The organism is Phytohabitans maris (assembly GCF_031085175.1).
Lineage (GTDB): Bacteria > Actinomycetota > Actinomycetes > Mycobacteriales > Micromonosporaceae > Phytohabitans > Phytohabitans maris.
In genome coordinates this window covers 12,206-28,630 of record NZ_JAVHUY010000054.1, presented here as the reverse complement: position 1 = coordinate 28,630, position 16,425 = coordinate 12,206, and the positions used below count along the sequence as shown (strand labels likewise).

Genomic DNA, 16,425 nt, shown 5'->3' with positions numbered 1-16,425 from the left:
GTGGCCACCCTCGCCGACCTCGCCGCCCAGCGCCTACCCCCCGCCGGCCCCGCCCAGCGTCCCACCGGTGTCCGGCTTTCCGCCCCCCTCCGGGCCCACTCCCGGCTTCCCACCAGCTTCGGCCCCGCCACCTAGCTTCCCGCCGGCCTCCGACTTCCCACCGGCCTCGGGGCCCCCCTCCGGGCTCCCGCCGGATTCGGGCCGGCCCTCTAGCTCCGCGCCGGCTTCGGGCTTCCCACCGGAGTCCGGCTTCCCGCAAGGGTCGGGGGCGGCCTCTGGCTTCCCGCCGGAGCCCGGCTTTCCGCAGGCGCCCGGGGCGGCCTCCGGCTTCCCGCCCGAGCCCGGCTTCCCGCAAGCATCCGGGGCGGCCTCCGGCTTCCCGCCCGAGCCCGGCTTCCCGCAAGCATCCGGGGCGGCCTCCGGCTTCCCGCCCGAGCCCGGCTTCCCGCAAGCATCCGGGGCGGACCAGGGCGAGGGGCGCGGACTCCCGCCGGGCTACCAGCCCGGCCTGGGCTTTCCGCCGCCCGACCTGCCGGCACCCGGCTCACCCCCCGAGGCGCCGACCAGCGGCGGCCGCAGCGACCTGCCCAAGCGTGAGCCCGGCCGGTTCGAGCCACTCGAGCCGATGTCGCGCGAGGCGGCTTTCGGCTCCGCCCAGAGCGGCGGCGCTCCGCGCCCCGACCAGGGCGGCTTCGACCCAGGCCAGGACGGCTTCGGCACCGACCGGGGTGGGTTCCGCCCCGACGAGCCTGACTTCGGTCCCCCAGCTGACAGGGGCGGCTTCGGTTCCGCCCCCGACTTCGGACCCTCTGACCGGGGCGGTTTCGGCCCTTCCGGCCAGCCTGACTTCGGTCACCCTGGCCAGAGCGGCTTCGGTCCCTCCGGCCAGGAGGGCTTCAGCCCCTCCGGCCAGAGCGGCTTCGGCCGCGAGCAGGGTGGCGGCTTCGACGGTGGCCGGGATGGCTTCGCGGACGAGGGTGGATTCGCGGGCGGACGGTCCAGGCCGTCCGGCTTCGGTTCCGACGGCGATCGCGGTGCTTTCGGCTCCGACCGCGAGCCCGGCGACGATCGCGGCTTCGGCGACAGCGGTGGCTTCGGTGGTGGCGGCCGTAACGACCACGGTTCCGGCCACGACCGGGGCTTCAGCGCCAGCGGCGTAGACGAGCGCGGCTTCGATGCAGGCCGCGTCGAAGAGCCCGCCGGCTCGGGCGAGCACGGCGGTGCGGACGACCGGGGCTTTGGCGGCGCCTACGCAGCGCGTCAGGGTGAGCGGGAAGGCTACGGCCAGGCGAGCTTCGGCCCCTCGGGCGGTGACGGCTACGGCCAGGGCGACCGCGAGGGCTTCGGCCCGGCTGGGGGTCCCGCTCGCGAGGGCTTCGGTCCCTCGGGCGGTGACAGCTTCGGCCAAGGCGACCGTGAGGGCTTCGGCTCCTCGGGCGGTGACGGCTACGAGCAGGGCGGTCGCGAGGGTTTCGGCGCCGCTGGGCGCGACGGCTTCGGGTCCGCCGGCCGGGAGGGCTTCGGGGAGGGCGGCCGGGATGGCTCGGGCGCCTTTACGTCCGCCCCCGGCCCGCATGAAGGCCAGCACGAGGCTCCGGACCCGCGCGGCTCCTCCGGGCCACGTGAGGTGGACGGCTTCGGTGCCGCCTGGCCGGACGCCTTCGACTCCAGCCGCCCAGGCCGGGCCGAGCCGCCGAGCCGGTACGAGGCCCTGGGGCACCCCGAAGGCGGTCTCGCCGATCACGATCGGGACGACGTCGACCGCGCTGCCTCCAACGGCTTCGCGGGCGGCCCGTTCGGCCCGAGTGCTGGCGCGGGTGGCCGTGGCTTCCCGGAGGGCGGCGTCGGCCGCGACCAGAGCGGCGTCGACTTCGGCGGCCGCGACCAGGGCGGCTTCCAGCCCGGCGGCTTCGAGGCCGGTGTCTTCGACCCTGGGCGCCAGGAGCGCGGCGGCTTCGACCCCGGCCGCCAGGAGGCCGCGGCGTTCGAGGCCGGCCGAGGGTTCGAGCCTGGCCGGCAGGAGCCAGCCGCGTTCGAGGCTGGCCGGGGGTTCGAGCCGCCCCAGCAGGGGCACGACGAGCGCGGCGGCTACGACCAGCCCGGCTTCGGTACGGGTCATCGGCAGCCCGAGCGCGAAGACACCCCGCCACCCCGGCCGTTCGAGGGCCAGGAGGTACGGATCCCCGGTGCCCACCTCGGCACCCCGCCGCCCGGCGACCCGGGGGTCGGCCGCGGGCTGTTCAGCATGGACGAGGAGGCGCCGCCGGCGCGGGCCTCGGCTCCCCGCCCCAGTGGTGCCGCCTCGGTGCCAGGTGCCGGCCCCTTCGGCTCCAACGGCCACGAGTTCGGCTCGCCGCCCCCGGACGCCCCGCCGCCGGTACCGCAGCCACGCGCGCCCGGCGTGGAGCCCAAGCCGGTATCGGCGAGCGCCTCGGTGCCCGTCGCCAGCCGGATCGCGCCACCCCCCAACGAGCAGCCGGTACCGCCAGCGGTGTCGACGCCCCAGCCCCGCGTGTACGGCCGGCCCGCACCCGCCGACCCGGACGATGCCCCGCCGCCACCACCGCCACCCGCCCCCCGCCAGGGCAGCGTGACGGCCAGCGCGCGGGTGGCCCCGCCGTCCAGCGCCCCGCCCGGGCCGCCCGGCTCTCCGGCAGCGCCGTACTCCGAGCCCACCGGCGTCTTTCCCGGCGGCTCCCCGTACGGTGACGCCCCGCCGGGCAGCCCTGCTGGGACCGGCAGCCCGGTCGGCATCGGCAGCCCAGTGGGCCCGCCCCCGGGCAGTCCCGCCGGGCCGATGGTCCCCAACCAGCCGCCCCAGGGCTTCGGCGCACCGCCCGGGCCCACGACGTACCCGCCGTCGACCTACCCGCCACCGCCCGGTGGCTTCCCGCCGCCACAGGGTCCGCCGCACGGACCGCCCGGTGGGTTCGAGCCACCACACAGCCCGCCCGGTGGTGGATTCGGGCCGCAAGACCCGCACAACCCGCCCGGCGCGTTCCAGCCGCCGCATGGCCACCCGCAGGGTCCGCCGGGAGGCGTTCCGCAGGGCACTGCGGCCTTCCCCGCCGCGGGCTTCCCGCCGGGGCCACCCCAGGCCGGCGCCAACGCTGGCTGGGGTGGGACGCCAGGCGGCGAGGCGGGGCCCCAAGGTGGCGCCAACGCTGGTTGGGGTGGAGCGCCGGACGGTGAGCAGGATCGCTTCAACGCGTTCCAGCCCGAGCCGGCGGTCGAGACCCAGGTCGCCAAGCCCGAGCCGAAGGAGCGCAACCTGCGCGTCTTCGTGCTGGTCGTGATCGCCGCCGCGCTGCTGGTGATCGTTCCGTTGGGCGCGGTGTGGGTCTTCACCCGCGGTTCGGACGGCGCCTTCAGCCCGGATGTCGGCACCTGCGTCAAGCAGTCCGGCTCCACCGGCGCCGTCGCGGCCGGCTGCGGCGAGCCGAATGCGTTCACCGTCGTGTCGAAGGAGACCAGCGCCGACAAGTGCGCCGACAAGAGCCAGCCGCACATCGTGCTCGCCGGTAACGGCGGTCAGGACGAGGTGCTCTGCCTCAAGCCCGCCGCCGGTGGCTGAGCACCGAACGCCGCGCCGCCGCACACCAGCGGTAGACCACCGAACACCCGGCCACGCCCCGGCGGCCGGCCACCAGACGCCGGCCCGACCACCCAGCCACCGAACGGCCGGCCGCGCACGCGCGGCAGAGAGCCGACCAGCCGGGCGAACGCCGGCGGGTGATCGGCGGACGCCGGCCACAGGCGGTGGGCAGTGACCGGCCGGCACGCCCGCGTACGTGCTCCTGAGCTGCGCGGGCGCGGGTGGCTCAACACCGGGGGCCGGCAGCTCAAGCTCGCCGACCTGCGCGGCAAGATCGTGCTGCTCGACTTCTGGACGTTCTGCTGTATCAACTGCCTACACGTCCTCGACGAGCTCCGCCCGCTCGAGGAGAAGTACGGCGACGTGCTCGTGATCGTCGGTGTGCACTCGCCGAAGTTCGAGCACGAGCGGGACGCCGACGCGCTCGCGGCCGCCGTCGAGCGGTACGGCGTGGCGCACCCCGTCCTCGACGACCCGGAGCTGGAGACCTGGCAGCAGTACGCGGCCAAGGCCTGGCCCACGCTCTCCGTGGTCGACCCGGAGGGGTACGTGGTCGCCTCCATGGCCGGCGAGGGGCATGCCGAAGGGCTCGGCCGCCTGATCGACGAGCTGATCGCCAGCCATGAGGCCAAGGGGACGCTGCACCGGGGCGGCGGGCCGTACGTGCCGCCGGCCAGCCCGGCGACCGCCCTGCGCTTCCCCGGCAAGGCACTCGTCCTGCCCAGCGGCAACCTGCTCGTCTCCGACTCGGCACACCACTCGGTGGTCGAACTGGCGCCCGACGGCGAGACACTCGTCCGCCGGATCGGCTCGGGCCGGCGGGGCCGCGCCGACGGCGGGCCCGGCGTGGCGAGCTTCAACGAGCCGCAAGGTCTCTGCCTGCTCCCCGAGCACGCGGCCGGCATCGCCGGATACGACGTGCTCGTCGCCGACACCGTCAACCACCTGCTCCGCGGCGTACGTCTCGACACCGGCGAGGTCACCACCATCGCCGGCACCGGGCACCCCTGGCGTTCCACTGTGGACAACCACGCGCACGACGCGCTCGCCGCCGACCTCTCCTCGCCGTGGGACGCCGCCTGGTACGACGGCCGGGTGATCATCGCGATGGCCGGCATCCACCAGCTGTGGTGGTTCGACCCGGTCAAGCGCACCACCGGCGTGTACGCGGGCACCACCGTCGAGGCGCTCCGCGACGGCCCGATCCCGGACGTGTGGCTCGCCCAGCCATCGGGACTCTCCACCGGCGGGACGACGCTCTGGCTCGCCGACAGCGAGACGTCCGCCCTCCGCTACATCCGCGACGGCGAGCTGCACACCGCGGTCGGGCAGGGACTCTTCGACTTCGGCCACATGGACGGGCCGGCCGCCCAGGCGCTGATGCAGCACCCGCTCGGCGTGTGCGCGCTGCCGGACGGTTCCGCGCTGGTGGCCGACACCTACAACGGCGCCGTACGCCACTACGACCCCACCACCGACACGGTGTCCACTGTGGTGAGTGACCTGGCCGAGCCGAGCGACGTCGTACTCACCGCCGAGGGCGACGTGCTCGTGGTGGAGTCGGGCGCGCACCGGATCGTCCGGCTGGCGCCCGGCGCGATCCCGCGGGCCGCGACGGTCGCCGGCGCCCGCCACCGCACCGAGCGGCCCCCGACCGACCTCGCCGCCGGCGAGGTGGCGCTCGACGTGGTCTTCACGCCGGCGCCGGGGCAAAAGCTCGACGAGTCGTTCGGCCCGTCGACCCGCCTGGAGGTGTCGGCCTCCCCGCCGGAACTCCTGCTCGACGGCGCCGGCACCACCACCGAGCTCACCCGCCGCCTGGTGCTCAACCCCGCCGTGCCCGAAGGCGTGCTGCAGGTGGTCGCGCAGGCCGCCACCTGCGACGCAGAGGCCGAGCACGCCGCCTGCCACCTCACCCGCCAGGACTGGGGCGTGCCGATCCGCCTGACCCAGCAGGGCGCGATGCGACTCCCGCTGGTCCTGCGCGGCCTCGACGAAGGCGCCTAGAAGACAAGGATTTGGGCTACCGCGACGTCCGCGTGTGGTCCGGACCGTTGCTCCCGCGGCCTCACCCTCCGCAGTGGATTCACAACCCCCGGAGGTCAGGGACCTCCACGAAAGGGCTGAGCCGGACGCCGACCCGCTCAAGGGCGGCCCGGACCCCGCGGGCGAGCGCCACCGCGCCGGGCGTGTCGCCGTGCACGCAGATCGACTCGACCGGCAGGTGCAGCCCGGTCCCGTCGACCGTCCGCACCGCCGAGTCCACGGCCATGCTCACCGCCCGCGCGGCCACCTCGTCCGGCGAACTCACCAGCGCGCCCGGCGCGGAACGCGGCACCAGCGCACCACTCTCCAGGTACCCCCGGTCGGCGAAGCCCTCCGCCACCGCCCGCAGCCCGGCACCCGTCGCGAGCTGTCCCAGCACCGAACCGGGCGGGCAGAGCACCGGCAGCCCGCGGTCGTAGTCGACCACCGCCGCGACCACCGCCGCCGCCTGTGCCTCGTCGATCGCCGCGGTGTTGTAAAGGGCGCCGTGCGGCTTCACGTACCGCACCCGCGTCCCGGCCACCCGGCAGAAGGCGTCCAGCGCCCCGATCTGGTACAGCACGTCGTCGCGCAGCTCGTCGAAGGCGTACTCGATCCGGCGCCGCCCGAAGCCCGCCAGGTCGCGATAGCCGACCTGCGCGCCCACCGCGACGCCCTTGCTGGCGGCGGCGGCACAGACCCGCCGCATGGTGACCGGGTCGCCGGCGTGGAAGCCGCACGCCACGTTCGCCGAGGTGACCACGTCGAGCAGCGCGTCGTCGTCGCCGAGTCGCCAGGCGCCGAAGCCCTCGCCCAGGTCAGCGTTGAGATCCATGAAAGTTCACCGTAGTGCCGGGCACCGCCTGGGCGAGCGGTGTCACGTCGTCGACCACGCCGATCACCGGGTAACCGCCGGTGGTGGGGTGGTCCGCCAGGAAGATCAACGGTTGGCCGCTCGCCGGCACCTGGATCGCGCCGAGCACCACGCCCTCGCTGGGCAGCTCCGCGGCCTCCGCGCGGGTCAGGGCGGCGCCGGAGAGTCGCGCGCCGACCCGGTTGCTGACCGGGCTCACCGTGTACGCGGTGCCGAGCAGCGCCGCGACCGCCTCCGGTGTAAACCAGTCCGCCCGCGGGCCGAGCGTGATCCGGAGCCGGAGCGAGGCCGGCGGTGGCTGCCACGGCACGAAGTCCACAGTGGATGGCTCGCCCGCCACGCCGACCGGCAACGCGTCGCCGTCCCGCAGCGGTGCCGGCCCCAGCCCGGAGAGCGTGTCCGTCGAACGGCTGCCGAGCACCGGCTCGACCGCGATCCCACCCCCCACCGCCAGGTACGACCGCACGCCGTGCACCGCCCGCCCCACCCTGACGACCGCACCGGCCCGTACCGGCACGGGCAGGCCGAGACCGACCGGCCGGCCGTTCACGGAGAGCGGCGCATGCGCCCCGGTCAGCGCCACGGTCCCGGCGGACACCAGCCGCAGCACGCACCCGCCCGCCGTCACCTCCAGCCCGGCCGCGTCCGGCGGGTTGCCGACCAGGCGGTTGGCCAGGCGCAACGCCGGCCCGTCCAGGGCGCCCGCGCGCGGAACGCCCAGGTGCGCGTAGCCCGGCCGGCCCAGGTCCTGCACGGTCGTGAGCGGTCCGGCCGAGAGCACCTCGATCACGCCGCCACCAGCCGCACTCGGGTGCCGGGCGCGAGCAGGGCCGGCGGGTCACGGTCGATGTCGAAGAGGAGCGCGTCGGTGCTCCCGATCAGCCGCCACCCGCCCGGCGAGGCGGTCGGGTAGATCCCGGCGTACTCGCCGGCCAGCGCCACCGAGCCGGCGGGCACGCGCGGACGTGGAGTGTCGAGGCGGCGTACCGGCCAGGGCAGCCCGGTCAGGTATGCGAATCCGGGCGCGAAGCCACAGAACGCCACCCGTAGCTCGGTCCCGGCGATGCGTTCCACCGCTTCCCGCACCGGCACCCGCCACTCTGAAGCCACGGCCGCGAGGTCGACACCGTCGTACCGGACGGGGATTTTGCGGAGCGGGCCCGGCGCGGTGCTGGCGGGTGGCGGCGGCGCCCAGCCGGCGACCAGGCCGGCCGTCTCTTCGGGGTCGGCCAAGCCGTCGAGGAGGAGGGTGCGGGCGCCCGGGACGATCTCGACGGCGGCCAGCTCGCCCCGCTCGCGGCGGCGCCACAGCTCGGCCCGCCACGCTTCCACCTCGGCGCCGTCCGCGCAGTCGATGAGGAGGGCGGCGCGTCCGGCCCGGCGGGTGTGCATGACGTCATCGTGCCTGACGCCCCAGCTCTACTTGCAAGTAACCTACGGTGTCGTAACCTGGATGCCGTGACTCAGGCACCTGTCCGGCTCCGCCCGGTGGACGTGGGCAAGCCGCGCATGCGCGGTTGGCTGCATGCGTACGCGTTCTTCGTGGCCGCGGTCTGCGGCATCGTGCTCTGCTCGCTGGCCGCCACCCGGCCCGGCGTCGCACCGCTGGTGAGCTGCGTGATCTACAGCCTCACGGTGTGCGGGCTCTTCGGCACGAGCGCGCTCTACCACCGGCGGGTGTGGTCGCCCCGCGGCTTCCAGATCATGCGGCGCCTCGACCACTCCATGATCTTCATCTTCATCGCGGGCACGTACACGCCGTTTTGCGTACTCCTGCTCTCGCAGCGACTCGCTACCATCCTCCTCGCGATCGTGTGGGTCGGCGCGGTCGGCGGCGTGGCGCTCAAGCTGGTCTGGCCGCACGCGCCGCGCTGGGCGTCCGCACCGCTGTACGTGGGGCTGGGCTGGGTCGCGATCGCCGTGCTGCCCGACATCGGCCGGCACGGCGGCCCGGCCGCTCTGGTGTTGCTGATGGTGGGCGGCGTGGCGTACACGGTCGGTGCCGTCTTCTACGCCCTACGCCGCCCCAACCCGTGGCCGACGGTCTTCGGCCACCACGAGTTCTTTCACGCCTGCACGCTGGTGGCGGCGCTCTGCCACCACATCGCGATCTACTTCGCGCTCTACTCGTAGAGCCGGCCGCTCGGGCGCCGCACCTCGTGGCGCTCCTCGACCCGCTCGGTCTGCAGGGGCACCACGCGCTCGGTCGGTTGCTGCACGACCGTGGTACGGCGGCGGTTCTGCCAGAACCAGATGGTGAGAACGAGACCGGCCAACCCGGCGACCATCAGCACCCAGCCCACGACGTTGATGTCGAGCCAACCGACGTCAAACTCGACCGCGAACGCGAGAATCGCGCCCAAGGCGATGAGAAAAATGCTTCCACCGATACCCATACGGGTTGCTTACCCAGGCGTTTCGTACCTCAATCAGGCAAGCTGTTACGCATGACGGAACGCACCCTCGTGCTGTTGCGCCACGCCAAGGCCGAGCGCCCGGCGGGCACCGCCGACATCGACCGCCCGCTCACCGCCCGCGGCCACGCCGACGCCGCCGCGGCGGGCGCCTGGCTGACCCGCCGCGACCTGCTGCCCGCCGAGGTCATCTGCTCGCCGGCGAAGAGGACCCGCCAGACCTGGCACGGGGTCGCCCTGGCGCTGGGCGGTTCCGGGCCCGAGGTCCGTTACGAGCCCATCGTGTACGGGGGAACCGCCCGCGACCTGCTCGACCTCATCCGCGCCGTGGCCGGCGGGGTCGACAGCGTGCTGGTCATCGGCCACAACCCGACCGTCTCCGACCTGTCCGGCTTGCTCGACCCCGCCGCGGCACGCGACTCCGACGGCTTGCGTACGAGCGGGCTGGCGGTGCACCGCTTCGAGGGCGCGTGGGCCGATGTCGAGCCCGGCAAGGCCCTGCTGACCGATACCCACACCGCTCGCGGCTAGGGCGTCTCAGCCGGACGGTGACGGTGGGGGTGGCGCGTCCGGTGGGATCGGAGGCTGCGAGCCACCGTCGCCGGTCTGGTGGGAGAGCCGGTTTTCCTCGACCCACGAGCGGATGACGCGCCGTCGCCGATCCTTCCAGTACCAGATGGTCACGAGGATCACGGCTACGCCAGCGAGGATGAGCACCACGCCGACCATGTCGATGTCGATCCACCATGGATCCAAACGGATCGCGAACGCCAGCATGGCGCCCAGCGCGATCAGGAAGATCCCGCCGCTGATGCCCATCGGACCATTACAGCGTCCGTTATGGGCGATGCGCAGCGAAATGCCGGGCACTGACACATCGCGCACAGTCCGCACCATCGAGCCGCGCGGCGGGCCGGACGACCGCGATGGCCGGCGGGGGTTGTCGACCGCGGAGGGTGAGGCCGCGGGAACGCACCCGTCCGGACCACCGCGGACGTCGCGGTAGCTCGAAGTCCTCTGGAACCTAGAAGGCGTCCTCGGGCAGGTCCATCAGTTCGAGGGTGGTCGACTCGATGATCCGGCGGTCGGCGCCGATGCGCGGCAGCACCTCGTGCGCGAAGAACCGGGCCGCGGCGACCTTGCCCTCGTAGAAGGACTTGTCGGCGGCGGAGGGTTCGCCGGTCAGCGCGCGCAGGGCCACCTCGGCCTGCCGCTGGAGCAGCCACGCGATGATCAGGTCGCCGAGCGCGAGCAGGAGGCGGCGGGAGTTGAGCCCCACCTTGTACAGGGCGCGCGGCTCGCCACCCTGCGCCTCGCCGAGCCATCCGGTCATCGTGCCGAGAATCGTCTGCACCTCGGCCAGCGCCTTGCCCAGCGCCAGCCGCTCCTCCTTGAGCTGGCCGTTGCCCGCCTCGCTCTCCAGGAACGCCTGGATCTCGGCGGCCACGGTCATCAGCGCCTTGCCGCCGTCCCGGACCACCTTGCGGAAGAAGAGGTCGAGGCTCTGGATGGCGGTGGTGCCCTCGTACAGGGTGTCGATCTTCGAGTCGCGGACGTACTGCTCGAGCGGGTAGTCCTGCAGGTAGCCGGAGCCGCCGAAGGTCTGCAGCGCCTCATGGCCCAGCAGCTCGTACGCCCGCTCGGAGCCGACGCCCTTTACCAGCGGGAGCAGCAGGTCGTTGATCCGCTTGGCGACCTTGGCGGCCCGCTCGTCACCGGCCGCCTCGGCGATGTTGATCCGGTCCTGCCACGTCGCCGTGTACGTGACCAGCGCCCGCAGCCCTTCGGCGTACGACTTCTGCAGCATCAGCGACCGCCGCACGTCCGGGTGGTGCGTGATCGTCACGCGGGGCGCCGTCTTGTCGCTCATCTGCAGCAGGTCGGCGCCCTGGACCCGCTCCTTGGCGTACTCCAGCGCGTTGAGGTAGCCGGTCGACAGGGTCGCGATCGCCTTGGTGCCGACCATCATCCGGGCGTACTCGATGATCAGGAACATCTGCCGGATGCCCTCGTGCACGTCGCCGAGGAGCCAGCCCTTGGCCGGCACGCCGTGCCCGCCGAACGTCAGCTCGCAGGTCGTGGAGACCTTGAGCCCCATCTTGTGCTCGACGTTGGTGGCGAAGACGCCGTTGCGCTCGCCGAGCTCACCCGTCGCGGGGTCGAAGTGAAACTTCGGCACGACGAAGAGCGACAGCCCCTTGGTGCCCGGGCCGCCGGCGCCCTCGACGCCGACCGGGCGGGCCAGCACGTAGTGGATGATGTTTTCGGCCAGGTCGTGCTCGCCGCTCGTGATGAACCGCTTCACGCCCTCGATGTGGTAGCTGCCGTCCGGCTGGGGGATCGCCCGGGTGCGGCCGGCGCCCACGTCCGAGCCGGCGTCCGGCTCGGTGAGCACCATGGTCGACGCCCAGCGCTTCTCGACGAAGAGCTTCGCCCACTCCTTCTGCTCGGGCGTGCCCTCGCGGTGGAGGGTGGTGGCGAAAGAGGGGCCGGACGCGTACATCCAGACCGGCGCGTTCGAGCCGAGCACCAGGTCGGCCAGCGCCCACCAGAACATCCGCGGCGCGGGCGTGCCGCCGAGCACATCGGGCAGGTCGAGCCGCCAGAACTCCGCCTTCATGAAGGCCTCGTACGACTTGCGGAACTCCGCCGGCATCGTGACGGAGTGGGTCGCCGGGTCGAAGACGGGCGGCGTCCGGTCACCGGCGGCGAAGCCGGCCGCGAGGTCTTCGCGCGCCAGCCGGTCCATCTCGCCCAGGATGTTGCGGGCCGTGTCGGCGTCGATATCCGAGTACGGCGCTCGGCCGAACGCCTCCCCGTCGGCGCCGAAGACCTCGAAGAGGTTGAACTCGAGGTCCCGGACGTTGCTCTTGTAGTGCGTCATGCTTGCTGGCCCCCGCTCCCGGGCAGTGGTTACCGGTCAGTAATGTTGATTTTATTACCGGCCAGTAAGGGCCGACAAGGAGACGGTCGAAGTGACCGTCGCCACAGGGCGATTTTTTGTCCCTTTAGCGGTGATAGGCCGGATAGACAAGTCGGCACGCCGACAGTCTCGTCACGCCGGTCGATGCCCCCTCGTTGGGTCGGATACCCGCCACCTGAAGGCGGACGGACCCGGGGAGGCCGCCATGATCGCCAAATTTCTCAACCTGCTCGTCGAGCCCCACCTGACCCGCCGCTACGTGGGCCGCCACCGGGCCCGCTGAGCCGCGCTTCAGGGCTCCGCCGGCGTTGCCGGTCTCAGCTTTCCGGAGCCCGACCCTCAGCTTTCCGGGGCCCCGACTTCCCAGCTCGGCACGGCGGCGGCGGTGACCGGACGGGCGCCGGCGTACTCCATCAGCACGAGCGCGATGTCGTCGTCGAGGCGGCCGTGCACCCACTCGACCAGGGCGGTCTCCAGCGAGGCCAGCCCGTCGCCGACGGTGCCGTGGCCGAGCAGCCGCCAGGCCCGGTCGGCGGTCGGAAAGAACTCGCCATCCCGCCGCGCCTCGCCCAGCCCGTCGGTGAAGAGCAGCAGCCGGTCGCCCGGTTCGAGGCGCTCAACCCGCGGGCGTACCACCGGCATGAAGCCGAGTGGTGGCGCCGGCGCCGGCGGCTCCAGCGGGATCACCTCGCCCCGGCGCAGCAGCAGCGGTGCCGGGTGGCCGCAGTTGACGATCGTGAGCGTGCCGCCCCGCTCCTCCACGAGCGCCGCGGTCACGAAGTCTTCGTCGCCGACGCTGCGGGCCACCGCCCGGTCCAGGTCGGCCACGATCGCGCGCAGGTCGGCCCGCTCGTACGCCACGTGGCGGTAGGAGCCGAGCACGATGCTGGCCAGGCGTACCGCGTCGAGGCCCTTGCCCCGCACGTCGCCGATGATCATGCGGACGCCGTAGGGCGTGTCCAGCGCCTCGTACAGGTCACCGCCGATGTCGGCGGCCGCCGTCGCGGAGATGTAGCGCCCGGCCACCGCCAGCGTGCCCACCTGTGGACCGAGCGGCCGCAGCACCGCCTGCTGCGCCACGGAAGCCAGCCGGGAGAGCTCGGCGATGCGCTCGGCCTGCCGTTCCCGGATGAACGCGACCGCAGCCGCGATGCCCGTGGCCAGGCCGATGCCCACCACGATGGTCAGGTTGGCGAGCCGGTTTTCCCGCCCGGCCAGGGCGAAGACCCCACCCACCGCAGTGGCCAGCACACCGACCCCCAGCACCACCCGCCACGAGGCGAACGCGGCGGCCAGGAAGGGCGCCGCCACGATCAGGCCGATGTAGCGGGCCTCGGAGCCGTCCGCGAGCTCGATCGCGGAAACGAGTGCGAGCAGCACAAGGGCCGCGCCGAGGCCGGCGCGGGAACCAGGGCTCAACGGGCGGCGGCCCGGCGGCAACAAACGCATGGGTACGCCGAACAGCATGCCTGATCGACGGGCGCGACTGAACGAAGTTGACCCCTCGACCGATGGGGTTTTGGCCACCTGGTGCAAAGTTCGCGATCGGCTTGGCTGGGGGTTGCCTTTCACCCGGTCATTTCGGCTCACCCGGTCATTTCAGGATTTCGTAGCGCACGTCGATGTGCCCCAGATCCAGCGAGGCGATCGCCCGGAACGCCGCCCGGGACAGGTCGATGCACCGCCCGTCGACGTACGGCCCGCGGTCGTTGATGCGCACGATGACCGACTTGCCGTTGTCCGGGTTGGTCACCCGCACCCGCGTACCGAACGCCCAGGTCTTGTGCGCCGCGGTCAGCGCCTCGGGGTCGAACTGCTCGCCGTTCGCGGTCCCCTGCGGCTCGTCGTAGAAGGAGGCCCCGCAGCTTCCGGTGGAGGTGACCGTTTCCGTCCTGGGCTCGGGGCTGGACTTCTTCGGGGTCGGCGTCGGGCTGGCCTCGGCGCTCCGGGCGTTTCCGCGCGATGCCCGCTGCGGTGTCTTCGTCGGGCTCGGCGTGGGCGCGGCCTGGCTCGTCGCGGCCGGCGTCGGCGCGTCGGTCGTCGCTGACGGGCTCACCGTCGCCGGCGGGACGAGTTCCACCGTCTCCGGGCTCCGCGCGCCGACCAGCTGGACCGCGCCCACGCCACCGCCGACGAGCAGCGCGCCAACCACGGCCGCCGAGGCCACGGCGCTGATCCGACTCCCCTGGGACCTGCGATGATGCTTTCCGGTCACCGGCGGACCGTAGCCAGCCGCGCGCTTCCGATGTCAAAGTGATCTATGGCTTTCGTACAACTTTGCAGTGAAACGTTCAGCCATTCGAAGGAGGCGCCGTGGGTCGGTTGTCCCACTGGCGGAAGATGTTCCTGTGCCTGACCTCGTGAAACGCCTAATCCAGACGTTCCGGTGGATCGACCCCGGTCCGGAAAGCACCCACCTGGTCAGCGACATGTCCGGCTGGTGGCGCGACGCGGAGATCCTCTCCGCGCTCGGGCCGGCCCTGGCCGACCCCTTCCGCCCCTCGCGCCCGACGGTGGTGGTCTCGCCCGAGGTGACCGGCTACCTGCTGGGCCCGCTGGTGGCCACCGCACTGGGCGTCGGCTTCGCGGCCGGTCACAAAGAGGGCGCCGACCGCCAGATCGCCGAGCCGGTCACCTGGGCCCGCACCGCACCGGACTACCGGAGACGGAGCCTGGGCCTGGGGATCCGGAGCAGGTTGATAGGCCCGTCCGACCGCGTACTGGTCGTGGACGACTGGGTGACGACCGGCGCCCAGGTACGCGCGCTCTACGAGGTGATCCGCACGCTGGGCGCGGCACCCGTGGGATGCGCGACGGTGGTCGCCGACTGCGGGAAGCAGGTCGCGGCCGAGCTGAGCATCAGGTCGCTGCTCACCTCAGACGACCTCGCCCCGGATTGACGCCGGCTGCCAGCCCACCGGGTAACGCTTCGCGGAGTCGGCCAGCTTCGCGCGCGCGACGTCCACGAGGTCGACGCCGAGCACGTCCGCCAACCGCACCAGGTAGACCACGACGTCACCGATCTCGGCCGCCACCCGCCCGCCAGCGTCGGGGTCACCCATCACCCGACCCGACTCTTCCGGGGTGAGCCACTGAAACTCCGCGAGGAGCTCGCCGACCTCGCCGGCGAGGGCCATCGCAAGGTTCTTCGGCGTGTGGAACCGCTGCCAGTCGCGAACCTCGGCGAAGGCCCGCACCTCCTCCTGAAACTCCACCAACCGATCACCCATGCCCGCGAGTCTCTCAGCAAGATGGCGTGGGCTTGCCCGCTGGTCCGCGCGATCCGCCTTGGGCGCCTGTCCAGACCCTCCTTCGGCGTCTGTCACCAGGGCCCTCCTGTGGGCGTCTGTGACCAGGCCCTCCTGTGGGCGCCTGTCACCAGGCACGATCGGTGGGACGATGGCCGGAGCGCCGAGCGGAGGAGGTGAGCGCTTTGACGTCGAGCAACCCGGAGTGGCTGCCCGAACGGCACACCGACGACGAACATGTCCCGGCAGAGGAACAGGCGCGCCGGCAGGGCGTCCGCCCGCTCACTTCGGTGGACGAGCTGGTCGTGCCCGGCATGTTCGAGTCCGATGAGGAGCTGGACGAGTTCCTCGCCGACCTGTACGCGTCCCGCCGGGCCGGCATGGCGTGACCTTCGTCGTACTCGATACCGACGTCGCCTCCGCCAGCTTTCTGGGCCGCTTGCCCGATCACCTCCACGCCTGGCTGGCGACCAGGGAGCCCTGCACCACGTTCGTGACGCTGGGCGAGCTGGCCAAGTGGACGGCGAGCCGGAGCCGGGGACCGCAGCGACGCGCCGCACTCGCCACCTGGCGCCAGCACGTGACGGTGCTGAGGTACGACGAGCGGGTGGCGACGACGTGGGGCACCCTCCAGGCGCGTGCCCAACTCCGCGGCCGTCCCCGGCCGGTCGACGACACCTGGATCGCGGCCTGCTGTCTGGCCGAAGGTCTGCCGCTGGCCACGCTCAGGGCCGAGGACTTCGCCGCGTTTGCGACCTACGACGGCCTCCAGCTCGTCGACATGACGTAGCACCGTCACACGCCTGGAAAGCGAAAGCCCTGGAGGCATTGGAGCGGGTGACGGAAATCGAACCCGCACTTGTAAGCCGGGCACGTAGGAGCACGAGGGCAGCTAGCCAGCCTTGCGGTGGCCGATCATCTCCTCGTCGTCCACCACGGGAGCGTGCTGCATAGCGGTCACGAGCAGAGAGAGGGCGCGGTGGACGTCTCCCCTGCTGCGATACGCGTTGGCGCTCACAGCGAGGATCTCACCGTCCGGCGCAACTACCCGCCACCGATAGGTGTGCGAAGCTCCACTGATCACCTCGAACCGAACGTTGCGGGCAGAATCGGCAGGGCCGGTCACCTCCACCGGCTCACTCGCAGCCATCATCGCGTCAAACTCGTCCTCGGTGACGTCGATCTCGGCCAGTTCGTCCTGCTGCATGCTCTCTATCATGCGCTCTACCCTCCGACGATGACAGTGCGAAGGCGCCAAGTGCCATCGGCCACGTCGACCGGTTGAAGGATCACTTTCAGTAGCCGGCCCTGCTCGTCGTGGGCGACCACCAGCAGCCGGCGCCCGT

Annotated in this window: 18 protein-coding genes; 7 read left to right on the top strand and 11 right to left on the bottom strand. The window is 72.7% G+C overall.

All coding sequences use genetic code 11. The annotated features are described in order from the left end of the window. Positions 1-544: 544 nt before the first annotated feature. Entirely contained in the window at positions 545-1,588 is a 1,044-nt protein-coding gene (locus RB614_RS37995) for a hypothetical protein (protein WP_308717552.1), read from the bottom strand. Between the two features lie 39 nt (positions 1,589-1,627). Here RB614_RS37995 and RB614_RS37990 point away from each other — a divergent pair, with 39 nt between their 5' ends. Together RB614_RS37990 and RB614_RS37985 are read left to right on the top strand one after the other, a co-directional pair. Beyond that, the gene (locus RB614_RS37990; RefSeq protein ID WP_308717551.1) at positions 1,628-3,574 is read left to right on the top strand and encodes an LppU/SCO3897 family protein; all 1,947 of its coding nucleotides are present in this window, start codon (positions 1,628-1,630) and stop codon (positions 3,572-3,574) included. Between the two features lie 192 nt (positions 3,575-3,766). Continuing rightward, positions 3,767-5,602, top strand: a complete 1,836-nt coding sequence (locus RB614_RS37985) for an NHL domain-containing thioredoxin family protein (RefSeq protein WP_308717550.1) — start codon at positions 3,767-3,769, stop codon at positions 5,600-5,602. Positions 5,603-5,681: 79 nt separating this feature from the next. Here the strand turns inward: RB614_RS37985 and RB614_RS37980 are convergent, their stop codons facing one another. The 3 genes from RB614_RS37980 to RB614_RS37970 are packed head-to-tail and all read right to left on the bottom strand — an operon-like array spanning position 5,682 to position 7,886. After that, positions 5,682-6,455: a LamB/YcsF family protein gene (locus tag RB614_RS37980; protein WP_308717549.1), complete on the bottom strand. Its 774-nt coding sequence runs from the start codon at positions 6,453-6,455 to the stop codon at positions 5,682-5,684. After that, the gene (locus tag RB614_RS37975; protein WP_308717548.1) at positions 6,439-7,284 is read right to left on the bottom strand and encodes a 5-oxoprolinase subunit C family protein; all 846 of its coding nucleotides are present in this window, start codon (positions 7,282-7,284) and stop codon (positions 6,439-6,441) included. The genes RB614_RS37980 and RB614_RS37975 overlap by 17 nt, the downstream gene beginning before the upstream one ends. Continuing rightward, positions 7,281-7,886: a 5-oxoprolinase subunit B family protein gene (locus tag RB614_RS37970; RefSeq protein ID WP_308717547.1), complete on the bottom strand. Its 606-nt coding sequence runs from the start codon at positions 7,884-7,886 to the stop codon at positions 7,281-7,283. The genes RB614_RS37975 and RB614_RS37970 overlap by 4 nt, the downstream gene beginning before the upstream one ends. Positions 7,887-8,003: 117 nt before the next feature. Here RB614_RS37970 and trhA point away from each other — a divergent pair, with 117 nt between their 5' ends. After that, positions 8,004-8,627 carry a PAQR family membrane homeostasis protein TrhA gene (trhA, locus tag RB614_RS37965; RefSeq protein ID WP_308717587.1) on the top strand — a complete coding sequence of 208 codons (624 nt, stop codon included), beginning with the start codon at positions 8,004-8,006 and terminating at the stop codon, positions 8,625-8,627. Here trhA and RB614_RS37960 read toward each other — a convergent pair. Continuing rightward, positions 8,618-8,890, bottom strand: coding sequence for a DUF6458 family protein (locus RB614_RS37960; RefSeq protein WP_308717546.1), 273 nt, complete (start codon positions 8,888-8,890; stop codon positions 8,618-8,620). The two genes, trhA and RB614_RS37960, sit on opposite strands and share 10 nt — an antisense overlap. A gap of 51 nt (positions 8,891-8,941) precedes the next feature. On the opposite strand from RB614_RS37960, the gene RB614_RS37955 reads away from it, so the two are divergent. Beyond that, positions 8,942-9,439, top strand: coding sequence for a SixA phosphatase family protein (locus RB614_RS37955; protein WP_308717545.1), 498 nt, complete (start codon positions 8,942-8,944; stop codon positions 9,437-9,439). 6 nt (positions 9,440-9,445) lie between these two features. Here RB614_RS37955 and RB614_RS37950 read toward each other — a convergent pair whose 3' ends face one another. The 4 genes from RB614_RS37950 to RB614_RS37935 all read right to left on the bottom strand — a co-directional run bounded on the left by RB614_RS37950 (position 9,446) and on the right by RB614_RS37935 (position 14,046). After that, positions 9,446-9,784: a DUF6458 family protein gene (locus RB614_RS37950; protein ID WP_308717544.1), complete on the bottom strand. Its 339-nt coding sequence runs from the start codon at positions 9,782-9,784 to the stop codon at positions 9,446-9,448. Positions 9,785-9,932: 148 nt separating this feature from the next. Next, entirely contained in the window at positions 9,933-11,792 is a 1,860-nt protein-coding gene (locus tag RB614_RS37945; protein WP_308717543.1) for an acyl-CoA dehydrogenase, read from the bottom strand. A gap of 378 nt (positions 11,793-12,170) precedes the next feature. Beyond that, entirely contained in the window at positions 12,171-13,298 is a 1,128-nt protein-coding gene (locus RB614_RS37940) for a PP2C family protein-serine/threonine phosphatase (RefSeq protein WP_308717542.1), read from the bottom strand. Between the two features lie 127 nt (positions 13,299-13,425). Then, positions 13,426-14,046, bottom strand: coding sequence for a septal ring lytic transglycosylase RlpA family protein (locus RB614_RS37935; RefSeq protein WP_308717541.1), 621 nt, complete (start codon positions 14,044-14,046; stop codon positions 13,426-13,428). Between the two features lie 133 nt (positions 14,047-14,179). Between RB614_RS37935 and RB614_RS37930 the strand changes: the two genes are divergently transcribed. Next, positions 14,180-14,731, top strand: a complete 552-nt coding sequence (locus RB614_RS37930; RefSeq protein ID WP_308717540.1) for a phosphoribosyltransferase family protein — start codon at positions 14,180-14,182, stop codon at positions 14,729-14,731. Here RB614_RS37930 and RB614_RS37925 read toward each other — a convergent pair. Next, a complete protein-coding gene (locus RB614_RS37925; RefSeq protein WP_308717539.1) occupies positions 14,708-15,061 on the bottom strand; it encodes a nucleotide pyrophosphohydrolase in 354 nt (117 codons plus the stop codon). The genes RB614_RS37930 and RB614_RS37925 overlap by 24 nt on opposite strands. A 203-nt stretch (positions 15,062-15,264) precedes the next feature. Here RB614_RS37925 and RB614_RS37920 point away from each other — a divergent pair, with 203 nt between their 5' ends. Continuing rightward, on the top strand, positions 15,265-15,468 hold the full coding sequence (locus tag RB614_RS37920; protein WP_308717538.1) for a hypothetical protein: 204 nt from the start codon (positions 15,265-15,267) through the stop codon (positions 15,466-15,468). Continuing rightward, positions 15,465-15,869 (top strand): PIN domain-containing protein, encoded by a 405-nt coding sequence (locus RB614_RS37915; RefSeq protein WP_308717537.1) that lies wholly within the window; start codon positions 15,465-15,467, stop codon positions 15,867-15,869. The genes RB614_RS37920 and RB614_RS37915 overlap by 4 nt, the downstream gene beginning before the upstream one ends. A gap of 102 nt (positions 15,870-15,971) precedes the next feature. On the opposite strand, the gene RB614_RS37910 is transcribed toward RB614_RS37915, so the two are convergent. Next, positions 15,972-16,286, bottom strand: coding sequence for a YegP family protein (locus RB614_RS37910; protein WP_308717536.1), 315 nt, complete (start codon positions 16,284-16,286; stop codon positions 15,972-15,974). Positions 16,287-16,425 lie beyond the last annotated feature (139 nt).